Origin of the sequence: Streptomyces sp. NPDC002490, from assembly GCF_040296045.1 — a bacterium.
Classification (GTDB): domain Bacteria; phylum Actinomycetota; class Actinomycetes; order Streptomycetales; family Streptomycetaceae; genus Streptomyces.
Map to the genome: position 1 here is coordinate 38,933 of NZ_JBEOWM010000042.1, position 21,545 is coordinate 60,477.

Consider the following 21,545-nt stretch of genomic DNA (forward strand, 5'->3'; position numbering starts at 1 on the left):
CCGGGACAGGGGTGACATGTCCCCTCTCATCAGCCCACGGTACGTTTGCCGCGCCAATCTGTCGGTCGTACATGAACGAGGGAACGTGAGCCAGCAGTACCCGGGCCACCAGCCGCCTTCCTACCCGCCCGCCCCCGGTCCCTACGGGCCGCCGCCGCGGAAGAAGTTGTCCACCGGGGCCGTCATCGCCCTCGCCCTCGGCGGCGTCTTCGTCTTCCTGGTCGCGCTCGGCGCCGTGGTCGGCGACGGCGACGCGGAGAAGGACGAGGCGGGCGGGCGGTCCGACGCCAAGGCGGTCGCCTCGCCCGCCACCACCTCGCCGGCCGTCGAGCCGCCCGCGACCCCCGCGGTCCGCCCGAAGGAGACCCCACCGGAGGAGAAGGAGGAGCCCGAGACCGGACGACTCCCCGACTTCGTCGGCATGGGACTCCAGTCCGCGCAGGACAAGGCGCAGGAACTCGACTTCTTCCGGCTCACCTCCCACGACGCGCTGGGCCGCGAGCGCAACCAGTTCTCCGACCGCAATTGGAAGGTCTGCTTCCAGAGCCCCCGCCCCGGCGTCCACCCCACCGACACCGAGGTGGACTTCGGCACGGTGAAGCTGGACGAGACCTGCCCCGCCTCGGACCGGGGCGGCGAGGTCGCCGAGGCCACCGACACGATGCCCGACTTCACCGGCAAGTCCGCCAACGTGGCCCGGGAGGCGCTCGACTCCTCCACCAGCCTCAGCGTCGAGGACGCCTCCGGCGAGGACCGCTTCGTCCTCGTCGAGTCCAACTGGAAGGTCTGCTCCCAGCAGCCGTCGGCCGGCACCGCCCTCAACGGCCAGCCGGTCACCCTGCGGGTGGTGAAGTTCGAGGAGTCCTGCTGACGGACCGGGGACACCCGCGTACCGCACGGTGGAGGCCACCCGCCCGGGAACGGGACGGGTGGCCTCCACGCGTACCGGTCGCCTGTCAACCCATCGGTGTGGAAATTGGGCACGTCTGGTTCGACGCACCGTCGCAACGCCCGGAGTCCCTGCGTTCGGGCCGGCGACCGCCGTGATCCGCACGTCCTCTCCCTGTTGCGGGCCCGGCACCCGTGCCGCGGTCTGGTCCGTCCGGGCCTTGTGCGTGAGGTAGGTGAGTGATCTTGGCGCGTGTGGTCCGATGGGTCCGGCTGGGAGGCGGCTGCGGGCGGTGTGATGCGGTCTCATGCGAAGCATGAGCGGCCGAGGCGCCGCGTGTGACGAGAGACGGGTCGGCTTCCGCAGGTCCGGCCGCAGGCCGGCGGGCAGGGCCCTGTGGTCGGGTGTGGTGACGGTGGTGTGCGCGGCGGTGCTGCCGTTGGCGGGAGCGATCGCGCCGGCGGAGGCCGCGCCGCGTGCGACGGGAACCCTGCGGTTGTGCGCGGACCGGAGCGTGGACGGCGGTCCGTTCTCGACCGGACAGACCAGCACCGAGCAGCCGCTGCCCCCCGGGCACACCACCTACATGGCGGTCTACGACGCGGGAGTCTCGCCCGGGGAGTTCGTCGGCGAGGTCTACAACGGCACGCCGGGCGTGCCGACCCAGCAACAGGTGGCCGCCAACCTGGACACCCCGGACGGACTCCTCGACCCGTCCAGTCCCGAGTTGTACGGCGGTCAGCTCTACGAGGTGGACGGGGGCTCGTGCACCGACGTCCTGGTGGACACCGCCCACACCTACTACGTGGTGCAGTACGAGCGGGACTTCGACGCGAGCGGGAACCTCATCGGGTACCGGGACCTGACGCAGTTCGGTATCGGTCCGGACTGGTCGCTGGGGTACTGGATCGACGGCGGGTTCCCGGCCGGGTCGCGTTTCAACGACTCCGGCCTGTACGTGACTCCTTCGGGCGACCGGGCCTACTTCTCCGGAGGCAGCGGCGGCTACCTCGGCGGTCGCATCCTGCCCGTCACCGTCGGCGCCGGGGCCACCCGCACGGTCACGACGATCACCAAGCACTTCTCGGTAACGGCGATCAAGGAGTTGGCCGAGGGCTCGACCGGCTCCGTCTCCGGCCGGACCATCCTGTTCACCAACAAGAACCTCGGCGGGGCGATCGGCGGCGTGGGGGGCGTGTGCTGCACGGCGATCTACGCCTCGCAGACCGGGTCGGACGGCACCGCGTACAACACCGACCCGCTCACCGGCTGGCAACTGACGGCCTACGAGTACATCACCCCCGCGGAGTGGGCGGCAGGGTACCGGCTGGAGTCGACCTCCCAGAACGGCACCGCGCAACCGGTCACCTACATCCCGATCACCCAGGCCCTGAAGGACGCGCTACTGGCCTGGCCCTACCTCCAGGACTACGACCGCGGTCTGCTCTCCGCGCTGGAGGTCGGCGGGTTCTTCGCCGGCGGTGGTGCCGTCCTGAACGACCACGGTGGCGGAACGTACCGGGCCGCCCCGGTCACCTTCACCAATAGCACCGGCGTGGTCCCGCCGATCACCGGCGCCGTCACCGTCGTCAAGGAGGACGAAGAGACCGGAGAACCGCTCGCCGGTGCGGTGTTCGAACTATGGGAGGAGACCAACGGCACCGCCGGCCTCCAGACCGGCGGCAGCGACCCGGACACCCAGATCGGACTGCCTTGTACCACCGGTGCGAACGGGACGTGCACCGCGACCGTGGCGACCGGCTCCTACTACTGGCGCGAGACCGAAGCCCCCAACGGGTACCAACTCCCCGCCGACCCGGTCTTCGGCCCCCTCGTGCTCACCGCGGGCAACGCCGCCCAGGGGGTGACCGTCACGGCCGACGACACGGCGATCCCGCCGACACCCGTCACCGGGGACGTCACCGTGGTGAAGGTCGACGACGAGACCGGCGCCAAGCTGGCCGGCGCGGTCTTCCAACTGTGGGAGGAGACCAACGGCGTCGAAGGTCTCCAGACCACCGGCACCGACCCGGACACCCGGATCGGCACCCCGTGCCTGACCGACACCCAGGGCGAGTGCTCCCGCACGGTGGAGACCGGTACGTACTACTGGCGCGAGAACCGGGCACCGGACGGCTACGACCTCCCCGCCGACCCGGTCTTCGGACCGCTCGTCCTCACCGAGGACAACGCCTCGCAGGGGGTTGCCGCCACCGCCCGCGACACCGCGCAACCCCCGCCGCCCGTCACGGGCGAGGTGGCCGTGATCAAGCGGGACGCCGCCACCGACGCCACGCTCGCCGGCGCGGTCTTCGAACTGTGGGAGGAGACCAACGGAGTCCTCGGCCTCCAGACCACCGGCACCAACCCCGACACCCGGGTGGACGGCTCCTGCACCACCGGAGCCGACGGCACGTGCTCCCGCACGGTGGAGACCGGTACGTACTACTGGCGCGAGATCCAGGCACCGGACGGCTACGACCTCCCCGCCGACCCGGTCTCCGGACCGCTCGTCCTCACCGAGGACAACGCGTCCCAGGGCGTCACGACCAGTGCCGGAAACACCCTCACGCCCGTACCCCCCGCGCGCGGTGAGGTGACCGTCGTCAAGGAGGACGCCACCACGGGCGCCCCCCTGTCGGGCGCGATCTTCCGCCTGTGGGAGGAGACCAACGGCGTCGAAGGTCTCCAGACCACCGGCACCGACCCGGACACCCGCATCGGAGCCTCCTGTACCACCACCGCCAACGGCACGTGCAGCCGCACCGTCCCGCTCGGCACCTACTACTGGCAGGAGACCCAGGCACCGGACGGCTACGACCTCCCCGCCGACCCGGTCTTCGGCCCCCTCACGCTCACCGAGGCCAACGCGGAGGAGGGCGTGAGCGTCGTCGCGGACAACACCGAGACCCCGGTCCAGGGGACGATCAAGCTCACCAAGACCGACAAGAAGACGGGCGAGGCCCTGGCCGGCGCGGTCTTCGAACTCTGGCGGGAGACCAACGGCACCGCCGGCCTCCAGACCGGCGGCAGCGACCCCGACACCGAAGTCGGCAACGGCTGCTCCACCGACGCGACGGGCACCTGCGAGTTCGGTGACCTGCCCACCGGCGAGTACTACCTCCGTGAAGTCGCCGTCCCTGAGGGCTATCTCCTCCCGGACAACCCGGTCAGCGGCCCCTACGAGATCACCACCAGCAACGCCGACGAAACCGTCCTCGTGGCCCTGTCCAACAAGAGAGGGGAATCCCCCAAAGGCAAGTGACCCCTGACCCGGCCCCGGGGCGGACGCCACGGTCTCATCCTCCCGCCCCGGGACCCGGGCCCACGCACGAGGCGAACCGTCCCTGCCGTGCCCTGCGACGAATCGACCGGCGGACCGGAGGAGGATTTCCGGCGATGTGGAGTCCGGCCCGGCAGGTCGTTGCGGTCTTGTCGTAGCGGCTCGTGACGGCGAGCCACTGCTTTGGCGGTTGACGCACCGCTCGACGGTGTTCCGCCGCTTGCACGCCTCGCGGTCGAAGCCGGGCGGTCCGTCTGCGCGGCCCCCGCGTCGAGGTCGATTGGCCCGTTTGGTCCGCGGGGACGGGGAGCAACGGGCCGGTGCCGGTGCTGGCAGGGACTGTAGCCGTGGCGGGGCACCGTAGGCCCAGGCCATCCGCAGCAACAGCATTCTGGCCTGCCGCGCGCACCGAACAGCGTCGCGAAGTACCCGGTCCTGGCACAGGACCCCGAGCCCGTCACGGACCCGGATCGCCAGACTGCCCTTCGGGAACGCGCCCTGCGCCACCCGCACTGTCTCCACCGGGATCTCGCCCGACCCACCCGACCGCATCGACACAAACGCCCTCCCCAAACGACGACGTCGGCCCCCGAGACACCAACGGGTCTCGGGGGCCGACGTCATGCAAGGGCCCGGATTAGCCAGCAGCATCCCCGGAACGGGGCGGCGGCCTTCGCGCGGAAATCCGCGGGAGCCGGTTCGGCTTAGAGGTCGAAGTACAGCTCGAACTCGTGCGGGTGCGGGCGCTGCTGGATCGGGGCGATCTCCTGGGTCCGCTTGAAGTCGATCCAGGTCTCGATCAGGTCGGAGGTGAAGACGCCACCGGCCTGGAGGTACTCGTTGTCCTGCTCCAGGGCGTCGAGGACGGCCGGCAGGGAGGTCGGGACCTGGGCGACGTTCGCGTGCTCCTCGGGAGCCAGCTCGTAGAGGTCCTTGTCGATCGGCTCGGCCGGCTCGATCTTGTTCTTGACGCCGTCCAGGCCCGCGAGCAGCAGCGCGGAGAACGCCAGGTACGGGTTGGAGGACGGGTCCGGGGCGCGGAACTCGACGCGCTTGGCCTTGGCGTTCGAACCGGTGATCGGGATGCGCATCGCGGCGGACCGGTTGCGCTGCGAGTACACCAGGTTGATCGGGGCCTCGAAGCCGGGCACCAGACGGTGGTACGAGTTCACCGTCGGGTTGGTGAAGGCCAGCAGCGACGGGGCGTGCTTCAGGATGCCGCCGATGTAGTAGCGCGCCATGTCGGACAGGCCCGCGTAGCCCTGCTCGTCGTAGAAGAGGGGCTCGCCGCCGCTCCACAGCGACTGGTGGACGTGCATGCCCGAACCGTTGTCACCGAAGATCGGCTTCGGCATGAAGGTCGCGGTCTTGCCGTTGCGCCAGGCGACGTTCTTCACGATGTACTTGAAGAGCATCAGGTCGTCGGCCGCGGCCAGCAGCGTGTTGAACTTGTAGTTGATCTCGGCCTGGCCGGCGGTGCCCACCTCGTGGTGCTGGCGCTCGACCTGGAGGCCCTGGCGGTCCAGCTCCAGGGAGATCTCGGCGCGCAGGTCGGCGAAGTGGTCGACCGGCGGGGCCGGGAAATAGCCGCCCTTGTAGCGGACCTTGTACCCGCGGTTGTTCTCGACCGCACCGGTGTTCCAGGCGCCCGCCTCGGAGTCGATGTGGTAGAAGCCCTCGTTCGCGGAGGTGCTGAAGCGCACCGAGTCGAAGACGTAGAACTCGGCCTCGGGACCGAAGAAAGCGGTGTCCGCGATGCCGGTGGAGGCCAGGTACGCCTCCGCCTTCTTGGCGATGTTGCGCGGGTCACGGCTGTACTGCTCGCCCGTGATCGGGTCGTGGATGAAGAAGTTGATGTTGACGGTCTTGTCCCGGCGGAACGGGTCGACCCGCGCCGTCGACAGGTCCGCGCGCAGCGACATGTCGGACTCGTGGATCGCCTGGAAGCCGCGGATCGACGAACCGTCGAACGCCAGCTCCTCGTCCGGGTCGAACACCGCGGCCGGGATCGTGAAGTGCTGCATCACTCCCGGCAGGTCACAGAACCGTACGTCGATGAACTTGACGTCCTCGTCGGCGATGTACTTCTTGGCCTCGTCGGCGTTCTGGAACATCCAACTCCTCCTACTCCCGACCCGGGAGGGGCGGGGTTGCAACTCGTTCGCGCGTCAGTGCGGTGGCGCACGCTCGCCCCGACCATAGGGACGGGGCATTTCCCGAGCGTGACCCATTTGTTTCGCCGAAGTTAACCGACGCCGTCCGCCCGGTACCGCCGCCACGCCCCGGCCCCGCCCCGGAGCGTCCCCGCCGGTCGGCGGGTGACCGGGGCCCGGGGCACCCTGGCGCGGGTGATCCACCTCCGCCCGGTTACCGTGGTCGGGTGGACAAGAGGCAAGCAATCGGATCCTGGCTCTCCGGCCCCCGCGAGGCCGCGGAGAACGCCGGCGTCGACTTCGGTTACCGGGGCCAGCAGCTGGGCCTGCCCGAGACGGGTCCCGGCTCGATCGCCCGCCCCGGGCGCCGGCTCGGCGCCCTCGCCGTCGACTGGGCCCTGTGCCTGCTGATCGCATACGGTCTGATCACCGGCGGCTACACGCAGGTCACCAGCAACTGGGCGCTGCTCGTGCTCTTCGTCCTCAACGTCCTCACCGTGGGCACGGTCGGCTTCACCCCCGGCAAGCGCCTCTTCGGCCTCCGGGTCGTCGCCGAGGACGGCGGCCACATCCGCCCCCAGCGCGCCCTGCTGCGCAGCGTCCTGCTCTGCCTGGCCCTGCCGCCCCTCGTCTGGGACCGCGACGGCCGCGGCCTCCACGACCGGCTGGCCCGGTCGATCGAGGTCCGGATCTGACCGTCCCCCTGCCGACGCGTGGCAGGGTGACGGCATGAACCCGACGCCCGCCTCCCACCCGTCGTCCCCCGGCCGTGGTCAGGTGATCGTCCTGACCGGGCCGCCCGGAGCCGGCAAGAGCACCGTGGCGGGACTGCTGGCCGATCGGCTGACCCCCAGCGTCCACCTGCACAGCGACGACTTCTGGCACTGGATCAAGCAGGGGGCGATCGCTCCCTACCTGCCCGAGGCGCACGGACAGAACCAGGTGGTCCTGCGGGTGCTGGTCTCAGCGGCCTTCGGCTACGCGGACGGCGGGTACCAGGTGATCTGCGACGGCATCGTCGGCCCCTGGTTCATCGACCTCTTCCGGACGACGGCCCGCGAGCGGAACCTCCCGCTCAGCTACGTCGTCCTCCGACCGGATTGCCCCACCACGCTGCACCGGGCGACGAGCCGGCCCGGCGACGCCCTGACCGACCCCGAGCCGATCCGCTCGCTGCACGGCCAGTTCAGCGACCTCGGCCGGTACGAGGCGCACGTCCTGGATTCCACGGCCCTGACGGCCGGGGAGACCGCCGACCGTGTCCTGCGGGACATCGCGAGCGGCACCCACCGTCTCCACCCCGGGCGACTCGATCCGCCGTTCCCGGCCTGACGGAACGTGCGATCGCCCCGCCGATGTGCTGCGGGGCGATCCCGTCACCGGGCCGGGTGCGGGTTCAGTGTCCGTGCACCAGCCGGACCAAGCCCTGCCACGCGGCGGTGGACGCCTGGATCTCGGGGATGGTGCGGTCCTTGCTGTCCCGAACGCGGACCACGCCCGGCAACGCCGCATCGAACACGGCGACCTCGACGCAGTTGTCCCGGTCTCCGCTGTAGGTGCTGATGTGCCAGTGGGGCTGCTTCATTGATGCTTCCTTCGAATGTCCCTGATGGCCTCGATCGACGCCTCGATGTCCAAGGCGCCGGCCTGGAGCCGATCGTAGAGCCTCTGGAACCGATGCACGTCCACGGGCTCACGGTAGTAGGTGCCCGTGCCGAACCCCTCGGCGTATGCGGTGCGTTCCCCACCGGGGAGTGAGAGGAGGCTGATGGACCCGGGAATCGAAGTCTTGTCCAGGGGTAGAAGCTGGATGTTGATGCGAGGGCGCTGGACCATCTCCAGCAGGTAGTCGATCTGTTGGACCATCACCTCGGGGCTGCCCTGCACATGGGTCAGTGCTTCCTCAGCGAGGACCACCCAGATCCAGGGGGGATCGGTCCGCTCGAAGATGGACTTCCGCTCCATCCGCAGCGTGACGGCCTCCTCCAATTCGGCCAAGTCCTCAGAGCTGGTGAGCCCCATCACGGCCCTGGCGTAGCCGGTGACCTGGAACAGACCAGGCACGATCGGCGCGAAGTCGTGGATGACATCGGCCGTGGCCTGGTCCCGCAGGAAGAGCTTCGCGTAGCCCCGGAAGCTCTCCAGCCTCATCAACGGCCAGAGCTCGACCAGGTCCTGTGCGCCCAGCACCTCCGCGAGCTGCTTGGTCAGCTCCCTGCCGGGCGGGTCGTTGGCGGTCTCGACCTGGGTGATGCGACCGGGGGTGACGAACACCTTGGCGGCGAGTTCGTCGACGCCCCACTTCCGTTCCATCCGTAGTTTCCGGATGCGCCAACCGATCAGGTCCTGTGCGCTCTTGTGCGGCGTCAGTTCTTTGAGGGGCCTGCCCATGGCTCCGTCCCGCGTAGTCGGGTTCAGGGGACGAAGATATTACACCTGGTGACGGAGCGGATACGCGGTCCACAGTGTGAGGGGTCAGGAACAGCGCCCTCAGAAAGCGGAACACCCTCATGCACCTGGACAGCAACCCGCCCGAGCGCGGCCCCGGAGCAAGCCGTTACACCGCCGTGGAGAACACGGTGACCGAGGAACGTGCGCGGACGGCGTACACGGTCCTCTACTCGCTGTCGCTGGCCCTCGGGGTCCACCTCCGCACGATGTGCCAGCGGCAGGAGGAGAGCGGCAGGTGGGTCGTCGACCTGGGGGTGGTGGACATTCCCTCGACGGAGCGACTGATCGAACTGCTGGCCGTCGGCAACCAGGTCGTGGACGTCCAACTCCCCCTGGTGCCCGGCGCGGAAGGGTCCCGGTGAGGGCGCCGGGCGTGCCGGCCGGGGCAGTGACGGTCGGGGAGGACGTGCTCACCGTGCACGCCCTGGAGTGGCGGCGGGTGCCCGACCGCAGGCCCTACGTCTGGCCGGTGTGCGGCGCCGGCGAGGACGGCGACGAGACCTGGGAGTGGTTGCGCCGGGTCAACTGCCCGACCTGCCTGCGGATGACCGCCACCCGCTGAACCGACCTGCTCAACCTCTGTTTCCCGCCCGTGCGTTACCGGCGTCCGGGCGGGACGACCCCTCACGACGAAGGACGTTGACACATGCGCAAGTGCACCGCGGCGACCGAAGTGCCCCACGGAGACGTGTTCTTGGCGATACTCGCGGGACAGGGCCGGGTCGGCGCCGCCGACCTGGCACGGATTCCCCGCAGGCTGCGCTGCGAGTTGGGGCTGTGGCACGAGGGCGAGCACGCGGACCACGTGTGGGACTGGGACCACCGCCCCACCCACGCGCTCTGGGTGCGCTGGGCGACGGACGGGGCGGCGGCGACCCGGCTGGAGTCGCTGCCCTGGTGCGAGGCGGCCGGGGCGGCGCGGGAGGAGACGTGCACCCTGTTCTGGGGCCATCCCCGTCACCACGGGTGGCAACTCCGGGGCGACCCGGCGGAGGAATCGCTCGCCCGCTGGCTCGGCGCGGCCAAGCTCCGCGCCGGCCGTCCGGCCCCGGAGGACCCGCCACCCGAGTCGGAGCCCCCGATGACGGGCGGGGGATGGGTACCCGGCCGGTGCTGGCTGTACTGCGGGGGCACGGACCTGCCCGTCACCTGGATCGGGCCCGTCCGCGTGCCCCGGGGCGACGCACCCATGTACGCCTGCGCCGCCTGCACCGGCCGGCTGGCGCGGCTCGCCGAGGAGGAGATCGGACGGGCGGACCGGGAGTCCCTGGTCAGCCGCTGACGCACCTCCGAAGCGCCCCGCAGGAACACCGGAAAGAGGAAGGAAAGGCACGACGATGATTCCGCAGACTCCACGCCCCCGGGCGGTCCGCGAGTGCGAACACGAGTGGGTCGGCTGGTCCGGCAAGACGCGCTGTCGCAAGTGCGGCGTGACGGCGTCCTGAGCCGGGCCGTTCCACCAGTGACACCGCAGGGGGCCGGGACCCGCCCGGCCCCCGCCGCATCCACGGAGCGAGAACACGTGAACGAGCATCTGAGGTGGGACGACCTGCCCGCCGAACTCCGTGACGAGGTCCAGGAGGGCACCGGGACCGTCGTGGACCCGGTCGTCGTCCCGTCCGGTCTCAACTGCACCGTGGCCCTCGCCGTGCGCACCCCCTCGGGGCGGCTCTTCCTCAAGGGCGTCCGCACCTCGGACCACGAGGGCATGGCGGGCCTGCGCAACGAGGAGGCCGTCAACGGGATCGTGACCGGCTGCGGCCCCGCGATCCGCCACCGGTTCGACGCGGCCGGGTGGCGGCTGCTGGCCTTCGCCCACGTCGACGGACGGCACGCCGGCCTCGGCCCCGGCAGCCGGGACCTCACCGCCGTCCGGACGACCATGATCAGGATGGGGCGTCCCGCCCCGCGACTCCCGGTCCGGCTCGTTCGCGGGCTGCCGCGGGTCGCCGACCGCCTCCGGGGGTTCCTGACGCCCGAGGAACGGGACGCCCTGCGGGGCTCCGCGCTGCTGCACACCGACACCAACCCGCACAACATCCTCATCTGCGGGACGCGCGGGGACGCCCACGTCATCGACTGGGCCATGCCCGCGCTCGGCCCGGAGTGGATCGACCCCGCGAACACCGCGGTCCGGCTGATGGAGGAGGACCAGGAACCCGGGGCCGCCCTGGACTGGTTGAACGGCTTCCCGTCCTGGCGGAAGGCCGACCCGAAGGCCGTCGAGGCGTACGTCCGGGCGACCTGCCGGCAGTGGTCCGCGCGGGTCGGGGAACGGGGGGCGCGGGGCAGCAACGAACGGTTCCGCCACCTGCTGGCCGCGCCCCGCTGAGGAGGGGCCGCGGACCTCAGCCGAGGATGCCCCGCTCGTAGGCCCTGGCCACCGCCGCGGCACGGTCGTTGACGTCCAACTTGGCGTACACGTGCTTGAGGTGGCTCTTCACCGTGGCCTCGCTGATGAAGAGTTCCACCGCGATCCCGCGGTTGGAGGTGCCCCGGGCGACCAGGCCGAGCACCTCGCGTTCACGGGCGGTCAGGGCCGTCTCCCGGCCGGGGGCACGGACGGTGGCGAGCAGCCGGGAGGTGACGGAGTGGGCGAAGACCGGGCGGCCCTCCGCCACCGCGCGGGCCCCCGCGAAGAGTTCCTCGCGCGGGGCGTCCTTGAGGAGGTAGCCGGCCGCGCCCGCCTCGATCGCGGGCAGTATGTCGGAGTCGGTGTCCCAGGTGGTCAGCACCAGGACCCTGGCCCGGGCGCCGCGGCGGGTCAGTTCGGCGATGGCCTCGGCCCCGCCGCCGCCCGGCATCCGCAGGTCCATCACCACCACGTCCGGGTCGAGGGCGAGGGCCGATGCGACGGCGGTGACCCCGTCCGCCGCCTCACCAAGCACGGTGAAGCCCGGCGCCGACTCGAAGATGCCGCGCAGGCCGTCCCGCACCACCGGGTGATCGTCCACCAGGAGCAGGGAGACCACGGGGCCCCCGGCAACCGCCGTGCCCTCTGCCGCGGTCCGGGTCACGTCCCCGAACCCGTCCCCGTTCCGGCCCTCGGGCGTCTCACTGCTCATGGCGCGGTTCATCTCGTGCCCACGGTACGCGGGCCGACACGGCGGTGCCGCCGCCCGGCTCGGACTCGACGGCCAGCACGCCCCCGACGCCCTCGGCGCGGGCCCGCATCCCGTCGAGCCCGAAACCGCCGGTGCCGGTGCGCCCGGGCGGTGCCGAGGCGTCGAAGCCCCGCCCGTCGTCACGGACGTCCAGGGTGACCTCGTCGCCCATGAAGCTGAGCGTGACGCCGAGCCGGGAGGCGCCGGCGTGCTTGGACGCGTTCGCCAGTGCCTCCTGGGCGATCCGCAGCAGCGTCGCGGAGACCCCGCCCGGCAATTCCCGCACGGTACCCGTGAGGGTGAACTCGGCTCGTACGCCCGCCTGTTCGGACCAGCGGGCGACGGTCGTGCGCAGCGCCCGGGGCAGCGCGTCGTGGGCCAGGTCGACGGGGGCGAGGTCGCGCACCGAGCGGCGGGCCTCGCCCAGGCTGTGCCGGGCCAGACCGGTGGCCCGGTCGAGGTGCACCCGGGCGGCGGCCGGGTCGGGGGCGGCGGCGACGACCTGGAGTTGGGCGATGACACCGGTCAGGCCCTGGGCGATGGTGTCGTGGATCTCGGCGGCCAGCCGCCGACGCTCGTCGGCGACGCCCGCCTCCCGTGCCTGGACCACGAGTTGGGCGTGCAGGGCGGCGTTCTCGTCGAGGGCCCGCTGGAGGGCGGTGTTGGTGCGCTCCAACTCGGCGATGGTGGCCGCCCGGGCGAGGGACTGCTCCTCCTGCTGCTGGAAGACGTGCCCGACGACGGTCAGCAGCACGTTGTTGGCGACCAGCAGCCCGGCGAACACCAGCCACTCCTGCCCGCCCCGGAACGCCAGCCCGCTGGCCTGGGCCGTCGCCAGCGGCACGGAACAGGCGACCAGGCCGAGGCGCGCCCGGCGCCGGCCGGGGAGCAGTTCGCCCGCGTCGAAGCAGCCGGCGGCGGCGTAGAACGAGAAGAACCCGTTCAGCCAGGTCAACGCGGCACCGATGACCCAGCGCAGCACGTAGTACGCCACCGAGGCGCGGCCCGGGCCCGGGCCGGTGCGGGCCGCCACCCGTCCCCAGCACAGTTGGAGCACCAGGGCCGCGACCACGAGCACCACGACGGCGGTCCGTTCCGCCGCGGTGGGCGTCAGCCCGGCCGAGGCGACGGCCAGCAGTGCGGAGATGCCGAGCAGCCCGTACGGCTGCCGGGCGAGGAAGGCCGTCCGGCGTCGATCCCGGTCCGCGTCCGTGGTCGCCGTCGCCACCGCGTGCTCCCCCCGCCTCCCGCTGCCTACTCCCACCGGAACCAGCGCGAGGCCCCGGCCGACAGGGCGACCGCCCACCCGGCGAGCACGGCCAGCCGGGACCACGCGGGCCAGTCGCCCGCCCCCGCCTCGCCGAGGGCCAGGGCCGCGGCACCGTAGGGGGTGAACCCGACGATACGGGCGAGGAGGTCCGGCATGGCCTGCACCGGCAGCCACACCCCCGCGCAGAAGAGCATCGGGAAGAACACCGCCGAACTGATGGCCGTCGCGCTCTTGGCGGTCCGGGCCACCGCCGCCACCAGGGCGCCCATGCCCACCGCGACGGCGACCCCGAGCAACAGGGCCAGCGCGTAGCCGGCGGGCCGGCCCGGCAGCGGCACGTCGAAGGCCCACCGGCCCACTGCGAGGGAGAGCAGCGCCGAGAACAGGGCCGCCGTGCCGATCAGGGTCATCTGCGCGCTCAGCAGCGCGGACGGGCGCACCGGGGTGGTCGACATCCGGCGCAGGACGCCGCGCTCGCGGTAGCCGGTCAGGACCGGCGGCAGCGCCTGCATGCTGGCCATGATCAGGCCGACCAGGACGGTCACCGGTACGTACAGGTCGATGAGCCGGAGCCCGTCGAGGTCGTCCCGGACCTCCCGGAACATGGGGACGGAGCCCAGGATCGCCAACAGCCCGGGCGGGAAGCCCACGATCCAGAAGAGGTTGCCGGGCTCCCGGCGGAAGAGCCGGGCCTCGGCGCGCAGCACGGCGAGGCGGGGCGAGGCGCGGCGTTCGCGGGCGAGCGGCGCGACGCCGGCGGGAGGACGGGACACGGTACGGCTCCTGTGCGGGTGGTGGGGCGGGGGGAAGGGGCGGACGGGCAGCGCGGACTACCGGTGCCTCGTCAGGTCGAGGAAGGCGTCGTCCAGGGTGGCGTCGGTGACGCGGAGCTGGTGGGCGGTCACGCGGTGCCGGGCGAGCAGCGAGAGCAGCGCGCCCACGGTCTCGTCGGTGCCGCCCAGGGTGATCCGGCCGTCCCGGTGATCGACGGACGCGACCGCGGGCAGTGCGGCCAGTTCACGACCGTCGAGGGGCGCCGAGGGGGTGAACGAGATCAGGGTGGACGCCGCGGCGCGTCCGATCAGCCCGCCCGGGGTGTCCAGCGCGGTGACCCGCCCGCCGTCGATCAGGGCGATCCGGTCGCAGAGCCGGTGCGCCTCCTCCATGAAGTGCGTGACCAGCAGGACGGTGACCCCGTTGGCGCGGACGTCCTCGATCAGCTCCCAGGCGTCCCGGCGGGACCGGGGGTCCAGGCCGGTGGTCAACTCGTCGAGGACGACGACCCGGGGGTTGCCGATCAGGGCGAGCGCGATGAAGAGGCGCTGCTTCTGCCCGCCGGAGAGCCCGCCGAAGCGGGTGGTGAGCTTGGCCGTCAGGCCCAGGCGTTCGGCGAGGACCCGCCAGTCCAGCGGACGCGGGTAGCAGGCGGCGTACAGCTCCAGCGCCTCGCGCACCGTCAGCTTGGCCTGGAGTTCGCTCTCCTGGAGCTGTGCGCCCAACACCCGGGTCACCTCGGCGTGGTCGGCGACGGGGTCCAGCCCCGCGACCCGCACCAGGCCCGAGTCGGGGGTGCGCAGGCCCTCCACGCACTCGACCGTCGTGGTCTTGCCGGCGCCGTTCGGGCCCAGGATGCCGAAGACCTCGCCCTCCTCGACGGTGAAGGACACCCCGTCGACTGCGGCCCGGCCGCCGTAGGACTTGCGCAGGTCGCGGACTTCGACGACGGGCCCGCGGGCCGCCGTGCTCATGCTCGCCGTGGTCATGCTCGCCGTGGTCATGCGGAGAGCCTCGCGGACGGGCCCCGCCCGCCGCATCGCCCGTCGGGCTCGACGCGGCATCACCCGATCGGATGGTGCGGCAGCGTGCGCATGCCCGTGGGCACGGGGCCCATGGGCAGGGGCATGTTGCTCATCAGGTCGCCCGTGGGCGCTGGTCGGGGTCGGGCGGGCGCCGTCACGTCCACAGGGCCTCGGCGAGGGCGAACCCGCCGAAGACCGCGCCGAGCCCGACCAGCACACTGCCCACGACGTTGGCGAGGGCGTAGAACGCGGCCCCGTCCTCGGCCAGCCGCAGCGTCTCGTAGCTGAAGGTGGAGTACGTCGTCAGCGCCCCGCACAGTCCCGTACCGAGGAGCAACTGCACCTCGGAGGAGGCCGCACCGGCGCTGACCGCCCCGGTGAGCAGCCCCAGGACCAGGCAGCCCAGCGCGTTGACGGTGAAGGTCCCCCAGGGGAACACGCTGTCGTGCCGGCGCTGCACCGCCCGGTCGGTGAGGTACCGCAGCGGCGCGCCCACCGCCCCGCCGACCAGGACCAGCAACCAGTTCACCGGGCGCCCTCCCGGCCGACGTGGCGGATGACCTCGCAGTCGTCGAGGATCACCAGCCCCTCGGTGACGAGTTCGTCGAGCTGCGGCAGGAAGGCGCGGACCTTCGCCTCCTCGTCCACGATCACCACGGCGACCGGCAGGTCCTCGCTCAGCGACAGCAGCCGCTGGGTGTGGATCAGGGAGGACGCCCCGTACCCCTCGATGCCCCGGAACACGCTGGCGCCGGCCAGCCCGGCCCGGTGCGCGCGGTGCACGATCTCGGTGTAGACGGGCTTGTGGTGCCACAGGTCGCTCTCCCCGAGGAAGACCGTCACCCGCAGCGCCGTACCGGTCAGTCTGGTCATGTTCGCCTCCGTGCCAGTGCTCGGCGGGTCGCCCACGCCGCGGTCCACACCGCCGCGAGGGCCGCGAGCAGGGTCAGGGCCAGGTAGACCAGACCGGCACCGGCCCGTCCACCCGCCACCAGGTGCCGGACGTCCCCGGCGTAGGTGGAGAAGGTGGTGAACCCGCCCAGTACACCGGTGCCGAAGAAGGGCCGCACCAGCGGATGAGCCGCCCACACCTCGCCGACGAGCACCATGAACACCCCGATCACCGCGCAGCCCACGGCGTTCACGGTCAGGACGGTCCACGGGAATTCCCCGGGCGCGGTGGGCCACCGGAGCGACGCCCCGTAGCGGGCGGCGGTGCCCAGCGCCCCGCCCAGCGCCACGACCGCCACCGTCGTCCAGGGGACCGCGGCCCGGGCGCGTCCGGGCGCCGAGGACGGTGGGTGTCCCATGGGTGTTCGCCTCCTCCTCGTCGGCCCCCGCCCGCACCGGGGTGCGTACGGGGGCGTCGGAGATCCTGGCACGGAACTTGCGGGGTCCGGCGCTCAGCCCGGTTGCTTGATGGACTCGTAGATCCGGGCGAAGCCCTCCTCCCCGTGGCCCGCGTCGATCTGGCGCCGGACGAGCCGCTGGACCATGGCGACGGCCTCGGTCCCGATGCCCTGGTCCGCACTCGCGGTCAGAAGGCCGCCGAGGTCGGAGAAGAGGAGGCTCTGCTGCCCCGGCACGGTGTAGTCCCCGCCGTCGACGACCGTGGCGAACCCCTCGAAGGCGCTGGTCATGGCGGTCAACCAGGGGGCCGCCAGGCCGGCGAACTCGCGGGCCGTCACCCCGGCCGGTGCGACCATGGCGGCGCCGTGCAGGAACCCGGCGAACATGACGTACATGCCGGAGAGGAGTGCCAGGTCGTACAGGGACGCCAGTCCGGCGTCCGCACCGAAGTAGGTGCTGGTTCCCCAGCGGTCCAGCAGCGGCTCGCACTGCTCGAAGGCGTCGGCCGATCCGCTGTAGAGGATCGAGGCCCCGGGCCGGCCGATCATGGACGGTACGGCCATGACCCCGCCGTCCAGGTAGGCGATCCCGGCACGGGCCGCCCAGTCGGCCAGCTCCCGCGACTCGGCGGGTGACGTGGTGGTGACGTTGACCAGGGTCCGTCCGGTCAACTCGTCGGCGAGCGGGTCGAGCACCTGGTGGACCGATGCGTGGTCCAGCAGGCAGACGACCACCACCCCGCCCGCCCGCACCGCGTCGCCGGCCGAGGCGGCGGCCCGTGCGCCCCGCGCGAGGAGGTCCTCCGCCCGGCCCGGCGAGCGGTTCCAGACCGTCGTCGAGTACCCGGCCTCCAGCAGTGCGCCGGCCAGGGCACTGCCCATCGCTCCCAGCCCGAGCACGCTCACCCGGACGTCGTTGGTCGTCATCTTCGGTCGTTTCCCCTCGTGTTCGTCCTTCTGTTCGATCCTCTCCCTCGCCGGTAGCCTGCACCAGTACCGACTAACAAGTCGGGTACTCACCTACGGGTAAGTACCCCGAGGAGGGGACGGATGACGACACCCGCACGGAGCGGTCCCTACTTCTGCGGCATCGACGCGGCGATGGACGTGGTCGCCGGCAAGTGGAAGCCGCTGATCCTCTGGGAGCTGCACCACCACGGGGCCCGCCGGTTCGCCGAACTCCGCCGCTCCCTGCCGGGCGTCAGCGAGAAGATGCTGATCCAGCACCTGCGGCAGATGGAGGAGGACGGACTGGTCCACCGCGAGGTGTACCGACAGGTGCCGCCGAAGGTCGAGTACTCCCTCACCGAACACGGCGTCTCGCTCAACGCGGCCCTGGCCCCGCTGGGAGCCTGGGGCACCGAACGGATGCGGCGGATCGGCGCCGAGAAGGTCTCCGTCAACGAGGCGGCGACCCCGGGGCGGTAGGGGGACGGCCCGGGGCGAGTGCGGCGGCGCCCAGCAGGGAGAGCAGCATCCACCCGGCCGCGTACAGGAACCCGGCGGCGGGGGAGACGGCCGTGTACAGCACCCCGGCGACCACGGTGGCGACCACGTCGCCCGCGGCCTGCACGGCACCCAGCAGGCCGAAGCCGCTGCCCCTCAGCCGGTCCGGCAGGAGCCGGGCGACCAGCGCCGACTCCGCGGTCTCCGCACAGCCGATGCCCGCCCCGGCCAGGGCGAAGAAGCCGCACAGCACCCACCAGGAGGAGGGGCCGGCGGCGAAGCCCGCGTAGGCCAGCACGAAGAGGGCGGCCCCGGCGGCGAACACCACGCGCGGGCCGGCCCGGTCGATCCAGTGGCCGCCGGCGTAGGCGGTCACCGCGGCCACCGCGTTGTGCGCGGCGTAGATCAGGATGGCCAGGGACGCCGCCGCGGCGGCCGTGCGCCCGCCGGTGTGCAGCAGTTCGGTGGCCCGCAGGATCAGCAGCGTGACGGCGAGGTTGCCGAACTCGAACAGCAGCACCGGGAGCAGCGGGCGGAGCAGTCCCGCGTCCCGCAGCCCGGCGAACCGCAGCCGGATCGGCTCCCGGTCCCCGTCCGCGTGGCGGCGCCGCGCCTCGCGGGCCGCGACGGTGATGGCGACCGCGGCCAGGAGTCCCGGCAGGAAGGCGAACCAGATCGCCGGCCGGACGCCCAGCCACGCCACCAGACCCGCGGCGGCCAGCGGTCCGACCACCGCTCCGAGGTTGTCCCCGGCGCGTTCCAGGCCGTACGCCCGCCCGAAGGCGCGGGGCGGGGCCAGCGAGGCGAGCAGGGAGTCCTTGGCCGGGCCGCGCAGGCCGCGCGCCGACCAGGCCAGCGCCCGCAGGACGCCCACCTGCCACACCGTGGTGGCCAGGCCGATCGCCCCGGTCGCCACCGCGGTGCCGAGGTAGCCGCCGGTGGCCAGCCGTCGCCGTCGGCGCGGATCGTTGGCGAGCGGGCCGCCGACCAGCTTCAGCACCCCGGTGAGGGCGTCGCTCACGCCCTCGATCAGCCCCAGTGAGGCGGCGGAGCCGTGCAGGGTGCCGGTGACGAAGCCGGGCAGCACGGAGGTCGCGATCTCGTGGCCGGAGTCGGAGAGGAAGCTGGTCACCCCGACGCTGCCCACCCCCGTCGTCAACCACCGCTCGTCCCCCTCGGCGCGGGACGGGGGGTCCGGGGGAGACGCGGCGGGCGGGCGGTGGTCTTCTCGGGGCACCGGGGTTCGTCCTCGCTCCTGCCGGACTGTGCGCGGTCCGGGCACCGACCGGCTCCGGTGCCCGGCCATCGCATGCTGCCACCGACGGGGCCTGCCGTCCGGGAGGCGGTCCCGGGACACGGCGAACGCGCGGAGGGCGCCGGAACCCTGGGGTTCCGGCGCCCTCCGCGTCTCGTCGGGGCGCGTCTAGCGCATCTTGGGGCCCTTCGGCATGCGCATGCCCTTGGGCATGGGGCCCTTCGGCAGGGGCATGTTGCTCATCAGGTCGCCCATGGCGCGCAGCCGGTCGTTGGTGACGGTGACCTGCGGGCCGCTGAGCACCCGCGGGTACTTCAGCATGGTGGTGCGCACCTTCTTCAGCGGCACCTGGCCCTCGCCGGTGCCGACGATCAGGTCGTGCACGGGCACGTCCGCCACGATGCGGGCCATCTTCTTCTTCTCGGCGGCGAGCAGGCTCTTGACCCGGTTCGGGTTGCCCTCGGCGACCAGGACGATGCCGGCCTTGCCGACCGCGCGGTGCACCACGTCCTGGCTGCGGTTCATGGCGATCGCGGGCGTGGTGCTCCAGCCGCGGCCGATGTTGTCGAGCACGGCCGCCGCGGCGCCGGGCTGGCCCTCCATCTGACTGAACGCGGCCCGCTCGGCACGCCGTCCGAAGACGATGGCCGTCGCGAGGAACGCGATCAGCAGACCGAGGATGCCCAGGTAGACGGGGTGCCCGAGCCAGAAGCCGATGGCGAGGAAGACACCGAGGGTGCCGAGCCCGACCGCCGCGAGCACCAGACCGATCTTGGGATCGGCCCTGCGGGTCATCTTGTACGTGAGGGCGATCTGCTTGAGCCGCCCCGGGTTCGCAGCGCTCGCTGCGGATTCCTTCCTCGCCATGTGTGAAGTCTACGTGTCCGGCCCCCCGGCCACGACGTCCGGGCGCCCCCGATCCGGTGCGGGCGGCGGCCGGCCGGCGATCCGTACCGCCCGGGTGGCGTCCCCCTGCTGGCGGGGGCGGTTCGCACCATCACTGCGTACGGTGTACCCTCCTGATCTTCATGACTGCGTACACCGTACGAACGAGGGTGTGCGAGGAGCGGACGGAGGCGCACGATGACGTATCTGGTGACCGGGGCGACGGGGAGCATCGGTCGACGGGTGGTGCGGGAACTGGCCGGACGGGGGGTCGCCCTGCGGGCCCTGACCCGCGATCCCGGGCGGGCGCGGGGGCTGCCCGGGGGCGTCGAGGTGGTGGCGGGCGACCTGGGGGAGCCGGAGGGACTGGCCGGAGCCCTGGCCGGGGTCGAGCGCATGGTGCTCTTCCCGTACCCCGACACCGCCGCCGAGGTGGTGGCCCTGGCGAAGGCGGCGGGGGTGCGCAGGATCGTGGTGCTCTCCTCGGCGGCCGTCACCTCCGGCTACGACACGATGTTCCACCTGCCGGTGGAGCGGGCGGTGGAGGCGTCGGGCCTGGAGTGGACCTTCGTCCGGCCCGGGGAGTTCGCCGGCAACAAGCTGGAGCTGTGGGGGCCCTCGGTGCGCGGGGAGCGGGTGGTCCGGGACCTCGACCCGGACGCACCGGGCTCCCCGGTGCACCCGCAGGACGTGGCGGACGCGATCGCCACCGCGCTGGTGGAGGACGGTCACGCCGGGCGTGCGTACACCTTCAACGGCGCCGGGCGGCTGAGCGTGCGGCAGCAGGTCGCGATCCTCTCCCGACTGCTGGGCGAGGAGGTCCGCCCGCTCGCCGTCACCCCTCAGGAGCTGCGGGAGCACTACCTCGCCCAGGGCGGGTTCGCAGCCGCCGCGGCCGACTTCCTGGTCGGCGACGTGGACTACGACGGGAACGGGACAGAGGGCGGCGAGCCGGTCGAGACGGACTGGGACGAGGTCCTCGTCCCGGAGACGGCCGAGATCGTCACCGGGCGACCCGCGCGGACCTTCGAGGAGTGGGCGCGGGAGCACCTGGAGGCGTTCCGGACCGGTGCCCCTACCCCGTCCGACGGCACCGGGTGACAGGCGCCCGGGCGGGCCGGTCGTCAGGAGGTGCGGCTGCCGGCGCCCGGGAGGTCCGCCAGGGCGCGTTCGCTCGCGGTCCGGTCCTCGGCGCGGCGACGGTCCTCCAGGACGGAGGTCCAGGCGTTGCGCCGGGCGGTGCGGTGGCCGCGGCTGGTGAGCAGGGACTCGACGAGGCGCAGTGCGGCGACGAGGCTCGGGAGCGCGGTGGGCGGTGCGGCCTGCATGGCGGTGGTTCCCCCTGGGAGCGCGGCGGGTCCGGAAGGCCGCGCGGCGGTGGGGCGCCCCGCGGCCCGGTGGCGCCGGCCGGGTCGCTGGAGGGAGCGCACTCCGGTGTGCACGAGCGGCGGCCGGCGCCACGGACGTCAGGTTCTCCCTCCGGTGTTACCAGCGGGTGACCCACCGGTCAAACCCGGGTGACGCCGCCGCAGGGGGGTGTGCCGCGATTCACACCAGGGGGCGCGACGAGCACGGCGGAGGGGGTCGGCGGAACGTTCCGCCGACCCCCCCCCCCCGCCGATGACGCGGCGGCCCCCGGCCGCGGCCCCGCGGCGGCGGGC

The 21,545-nt window shown here is 72.6% G+C and carries 24 protein-coding genes; 10 read left to right on the top strand and 14 right to left on the bottom strand.

The genetic code is table 11. The features are described 5' to 3' along the window. Nucleotides 1-85: 85 nt before the first annotated feature. Both ABT092_RS23860 and ABT092_RS23865 read left to right on the top strand, forming a co-directional pair. Nucleotides 86-871: a PASTA domain-containing protein gene (locus ABT092_RS23860; RefSeq protein ID WP_351247127.1), complete on the top strand. Its 786-nt coding sequence runs from the start codon at nucleotides 86-88 to the stop codon at nucleotides 869-871. A 334-nt stretch (nucleotides 872-1,205) separates the two neighbouring features. Beyond that, on the top strand, nucleotides 1,206-4,154 hold the full coding sequence (locus ABT092_RS23865; RefSeq protein WP_351247129.1) for an MSCRAMM family protein: 2,949 nt from the start codon (nucleotides 1,206-1,208) through the stop codon (nucleotides 4,152-4,154). Between the two features lie 722 nt (nucleotides 4,155-4,876). Here the strand turns inward: ABT092_RS23865 and glnA are convergent. Next, nucleotides 4,877-6,286 (bottom strand): type I glutamate--ammonia ligase, encoded by a 1,410-nt coding sequence (gene glnA / locus ABT092_RS23870; protein WP_351247131.1) that lies wholly within the window; start codon nucleotides 6,284-6,286, stop codon nucleotides 4,877-4,879. Between the two features lie 266 nt (nucleotides 6,287-6,552). On the opposite strand from glnA, the gene ABT092_RS23875 reads away from it, so the two are divergent. After that, a complete protein-coding gene (locus ABT092_RS23875) occupies nucleotides 6,553-7,020 on the top strand; it encodes an RDD family protein (protein WP_351247133.1) in 468 nt (155 codons plus the stop codon). 34 nt (nucleotides 7,021-7,054) lie between these two features. Next, nucleotides 7,055-7,657 carry an AAA family ATPase gene (locus ABT092_RS23880; protein ID WP_351247135.1) on the top strand — a complete coding sequence of 201 codons (603 nt, stop codon included), beginning with the start codon at nucleotides 7,055-7,057 and terminating at the stop codon, nucleotides 7,655-7,657. Nucleotides 7,658-7,721: 64 nt separating this feature from the next. Here the strand turns inward: ABT092_RS23880 and ABT092_RS23885 are convergent, their stop codons facing one another. Next, on the bottom strand, nucleotides 7,722-7,910 hold the full coding sequence (locus tag ABT092_RS23885; RefSeq protein WP_351247137.1) for a DUF397 domain-containing protein: 189 nt from the start codon (nucleotides 7,908-7,910) through the stop codon (nucleotides 7,722-7,724). Next, complete coding sequence (locus ABT092_RS23890) at nucleotides 7,907-8,716, bottom strand: helix-turn-helix domain-containing protein (protein ID WP_351247139.1); 810 nt, start codon at nucleotides 8,714-8,716, stop codon at nucleotides 7,907-7,909. Before ABT092_RS23890 ends, ABT092_RS23885 begins: the two co-directional genes overlap by 4 nt. Nucleotides 8,717-8,835: 119 nt before the next feature. On the opposite strand from ABT092_RS23890, the gene ABT092_RS23895 reads away from it, so the two are divergent. From ABT092_RS23895 to ABT092_RS23910, 4 genes are all read left to right on the top strand, one after another. Continuing rightward, on the top strand, nucleotides 8,836-9,138 hold the full coding sequence (locus tag ABT092_RS23895; RefSeq protein WP_351247141.1) for a hypothetical protein: 303 nt from the start codon (nucleotides 8,836-8,838) through the stop codon (nucleotides 9,136-9,138). 11 nt (nucleotides 9,139-9,149) lie between these two features. Further along, complete coding sequence (locus ABT092_RS23900) at nucleotides 9,150-9,338, top strand: hypothetical protein (RefSeq protein ID WP_351247142.1); 189 nt, start codon at nucleotides 9,150-9,152, stop codon at nucleotides 9,336-9,338. A gap of 84 nt (nucleotides 9,339-9,422) precedes the next feature. Further along, the gene (locus ABT092_RS23905; RefSeq protein WP_351247144.1) at nucleotides 9,423-10,058 is read left to right on the top strand and encodes a hypothetical protein; all 636 of its coding nucleotides are present in this window, start codon (nucleotides 9,423-9,425) and stop codon (nucleotides 10,056-10,058) included. Between the two features lie 240 nt (nucleotides 10,059-10,298). After that, nucleotides 10,299-11,108 (top strand): phosphotransferase, encoded by an 810-nt coding sequence (locus tag ABT092_RS23910; protein WP_351247146.1) that lies wholly within the window; start codon nucleotides 10,299-10,301, stop codon nucleotides 11,106-11,108. 16 nt (nucleotides 11,109-11,124) lie between these two features. Here the strand turns inward: ABT092_RS23910 and ABT092_RS23915 are convergent, their stop codons facing one another. The 8 genes from ABT092_RS23915 to ABT092_RS23950 form a co-directional block, all read right to left on the bottom strand. Further along, entirely contained in the window at nucleotides 11,125-11,841 is a 717-nt protein-coding gene (locus ABT092_RS23915; protein WP_351247148.1) for a response regulator, read from the bottom strand. Continuing rightward, a complete protein-coding gene (locus ABT092_RS23920) occupies nucleotides 11,831-13,108 on the bottom strand; it encodes a sensor histidine kinase (RefSeq protein ID WP_351247150.1) in 1,278 nt (425 codons plus the stop codon). Before ABT092_RS23920 ends, ABT092_RS23915 begins: the two co-directional genes overlap by 11 nt. 26 nt (nucleotides 13,109-13,134) lie before the next feature. After that, complete coding sequence (locus tag ABT092_RS23925; RefSeq protein WP_502968493.1) at nucleotides 13,135-13,923, bottom strand: ABC transporter permease; 789 nt, start codon at nucleotides 13,921-13,923, stop codon at nucleotides 13,135-13,137. A gap of 57 nt (nucleotides 13,924-13,980) precedes the next feature. Then, a complete protein-coding gene (locus ABT092_RS23930) occupies nucleotides 13,981-14,928 on the bottom strand; it encodes an ABC transporter ATP-binding protein (RefSeq protein WP_351247152.1) in 948 nt (315 codons plus the stop codon). Nucleotides 14,929-15,103: 175 nt separating this feature from the next. Beyond that, on the bottom strand, nucleotides 15,104-15,478 hold the full coding sequence (gene crcB, locus ABT092_RS23935; RefSeq protein ID WP_351247154.1) for a fluoride efflux transporter CrcB: 375 nt from the start codon (nucleotides 15,476-15,478) through the stop codon (nucleotides 15,104-15,106). After that, nucleotides 15,475-15,822: a DUF190 domain-containing protein gene (locus tag ABT092_RS23940; protein ID WP_351247156.1), complete on the bottom strand. Its 348-nt coding sequence runs from the start codon at nucleotides 15,820-15,822 to the stop codon at nucleotides 15,475-15,477. The genes crcB and ABT092_RS23940 overlap by 4 nt, the downstream gene beginning before the upstream one ends. Beyond that, entirely contained in the window at nucleotides 15,819-16,259 is a 441-nt protein-coding gene (locus ABT092_RS23945; RefSeq protein ID WP_351247158.1) for a fluoride efflux transporter FluC, read from the bottom strand. Before ABT092_RS23945 ends, ABT092_RS23940 begins: the two co-directional genes overlap by 4 nt. A gap of 93 nt (nucleotides 16,260-16,352) precedes the next feature. Continuing rightward, the gene (locus tag ABT092_RS23950) at nucleotides 16,353-17,225 is read right to left on the bottom strand and encodes an NAD(P)-dependent oxidoreductase (protein WP_351247160.1); all 873 of its coding nucleotides are present in this window, start codon (nucleotides 17,223-17,225) and stop codon (nucleotides 16,353-16,355) included. 123 nt (nucleotides 17,226-17,348) lie between these two features. Between ABT092_RS23950 and ABT092_RS23955 the strand changes: the two genes are divergently transcribed. Further along, entirely contained in the window at nucleotides 17,349-17,726 is a 378-nt protein-coding gene (locus ABT092_RS23955) for a winged helix-turn-helix transcriptional regulator (RefSeq protein ID WP_351247162.1), read from the top strand. Here ABT092_RS23955 and ABT092_RS23960 read toward each other — a convergent pair. Beyond that, nucleotides 17,698-18,981, bottom strand: a complete 1,284-nt coding sequence (locus tag ABT092_RS23960) for an MFS transporter (protein WP_351247164.1) — start codon at nucleotides 18,979-18,981, stop codon at nucleotides 17,698-17,700. The genes ABT092_RS23955 and ABT092_RS23960 overlap by 29 nt on opposite strands. Nucleotides 18,982-19,167: 186 nt before the next feature. Then, on the bottom strand, nucleotides 19,168-19,866 hold the full coding sequence (locus ABT092_RS23965) for a DUF4191 domain-containing protein (protein ID WP_351247166.1): 699 nt from the start codon (nucleotides 19,864-19,866) through the stop codon (nucleotides 19,168-19,170). Between the two features lie 216 nt (nucleotides 19,867-20,082). Here ABT092_RS23965 and ABT092_RS23970 point away from each other — a divergent pair, with 216 nt between their 5' ends. Next, nucleotides 20,083-20,985 (top strand): SDR family oxidoreductase, encoded by a 903-nt coding sequence (locus ABT092_RS23970; protein ID WP_351247168.1) that lies wholly within the window; start codon nucleotides 20,083-20,085, stop codon nucleotides 20,983-20,985. 23 nt (nucleotides 20,986-21,008) lie between these two features. Here ABT092_RS23970 and ABT092_RS23975 read toward each other — a convergent pair whose 3' ends face one another. Continuing rightward, complete coding sequence (locus tag ABT092_RS23975) at nucleotides 21,009-21,212, bottom strand: hypothetical protein (RefSeq protein ID WP_351247170.1); 204 nt, start codon at nucleotides 21,210-21,212, stop codon at nucleotides 21,009-21,011. Nucleotides 21,213-21,545 lie beyond the last annotated feature (333 nt).

Bases quoted from the DNA above. Each gene is read 5' to 3' on its own strand.
- ABT092_RS23865 (WP_351247129.1), top strand. From the start codon at position 1,206: ATGAGCGGCCGAGGCGCCGCGTGTGACGAGAGACGGGTCGGCTTCCGC.
- glnA (WP_351247131.1), bottom strand. From the start codon at position 6,286: ATGTTCCAGAACGCCGACGAGGCCAAGAAGTACATCGCCGACGAGGAC.
- ABT092_RS23880 (WP_351247135.1), top strand. From the start codon at position 7,055: ATGAACCCGACGCCCGCCTCCCACCCGTCGTCCCCCGGCCGTGGTCAG.
- ABT092_RS23885 (WP_351247137.1), bottom strand. From the start codon at position 7,910: ATGAAGCAGCCCCACTGGCACATCAGCACCTACAGCGGAGACCGGGAC.
- ABT092_RS23890 (WP_351247139.1), bottom strand. From the start codon at position 8,716: ATGGGCAGGCCCCTCAAAGAACTGACGCCGCACAAGAGCGCACAGGAC.
- ABT092_RS23895 (WP_351247141.1), top strand. From the start codon at position 8,836: ATGCACCTGGACAGCAACCCGCCCGAGCGCGGCCCCGGAGCAAGCCGT.
- ABT092_RS23905 (WP_351247144.1), top strand. From the start codon at position 9,423: ATGCGCAAGTGCACCGCGGCGACCGAAGTGCCCCACGGAGACGTGTTC.
- ABT092_RS23915 (WP_351247148.1), bottom strand. From the start codon at position 11,841: ATGAGCAGTGAGACGCCCGAGGGCCGGAACGGGGACGGGTTCGGGGAC.
- ABT092_RS23930 (WP_351247152.1), bottom strand. From the start codon at position 14,928: ATGACCACGGCGAGCATGACCACGGCGAGCATGAGCACGGCGGCCCGC.
- ABT092_RS23940 (WP_351247156.1), bottom strand. From the start codon at position 15,822: ATGACCAGACTGACCGGTACGGCGCTGCGGGTGACGGTCTTCCTCGGG.
- ABT092_RS23945 (WP_351247158.1), bottom strand. From the start codon at position 16,259: ATGGGACACCCACCGTCCTCGGCGCCCGGACGCGCCCGGGCCGCGGTC.
- ABT092_RS23950 (WP_351247160.1), bottom strand. From the start codon at position 17,225: ATGACGACCAACGACGTCCGGGTGAGCGTGCTCGGGCTGGGAGCGATG.
- ABT092_RS23955 (WP_351247162.1), top strand. From the start codon at position 17,349: ATGACGACACCCGCACGGAGCGGTCCCTACTTCTGCGGCATCGACGCG.
- ABT092_RS23965 (WP_351247166.1), bottom strand. From the start codon at position 19,866: ATGGCGAGGAAGGAATCCGCAGCGAGCGCTGCGAACCCGGGGCGGCTC.
- ABT092_RS23970 (WP_351247168.1), top strand. From the start codon at position 20,083: ATGACGTATCTGGTGACCGGGGCGACGGGGAGCATCGGTCGACGGGTG.
- ABT092_RS23975 (WP_351247170.1), bottom strand. From the start codon at position 21,212: ATGCAGGCCGCACCGCCCACCGCGCTCCCGAGCCTCGTCGCCGCACTG.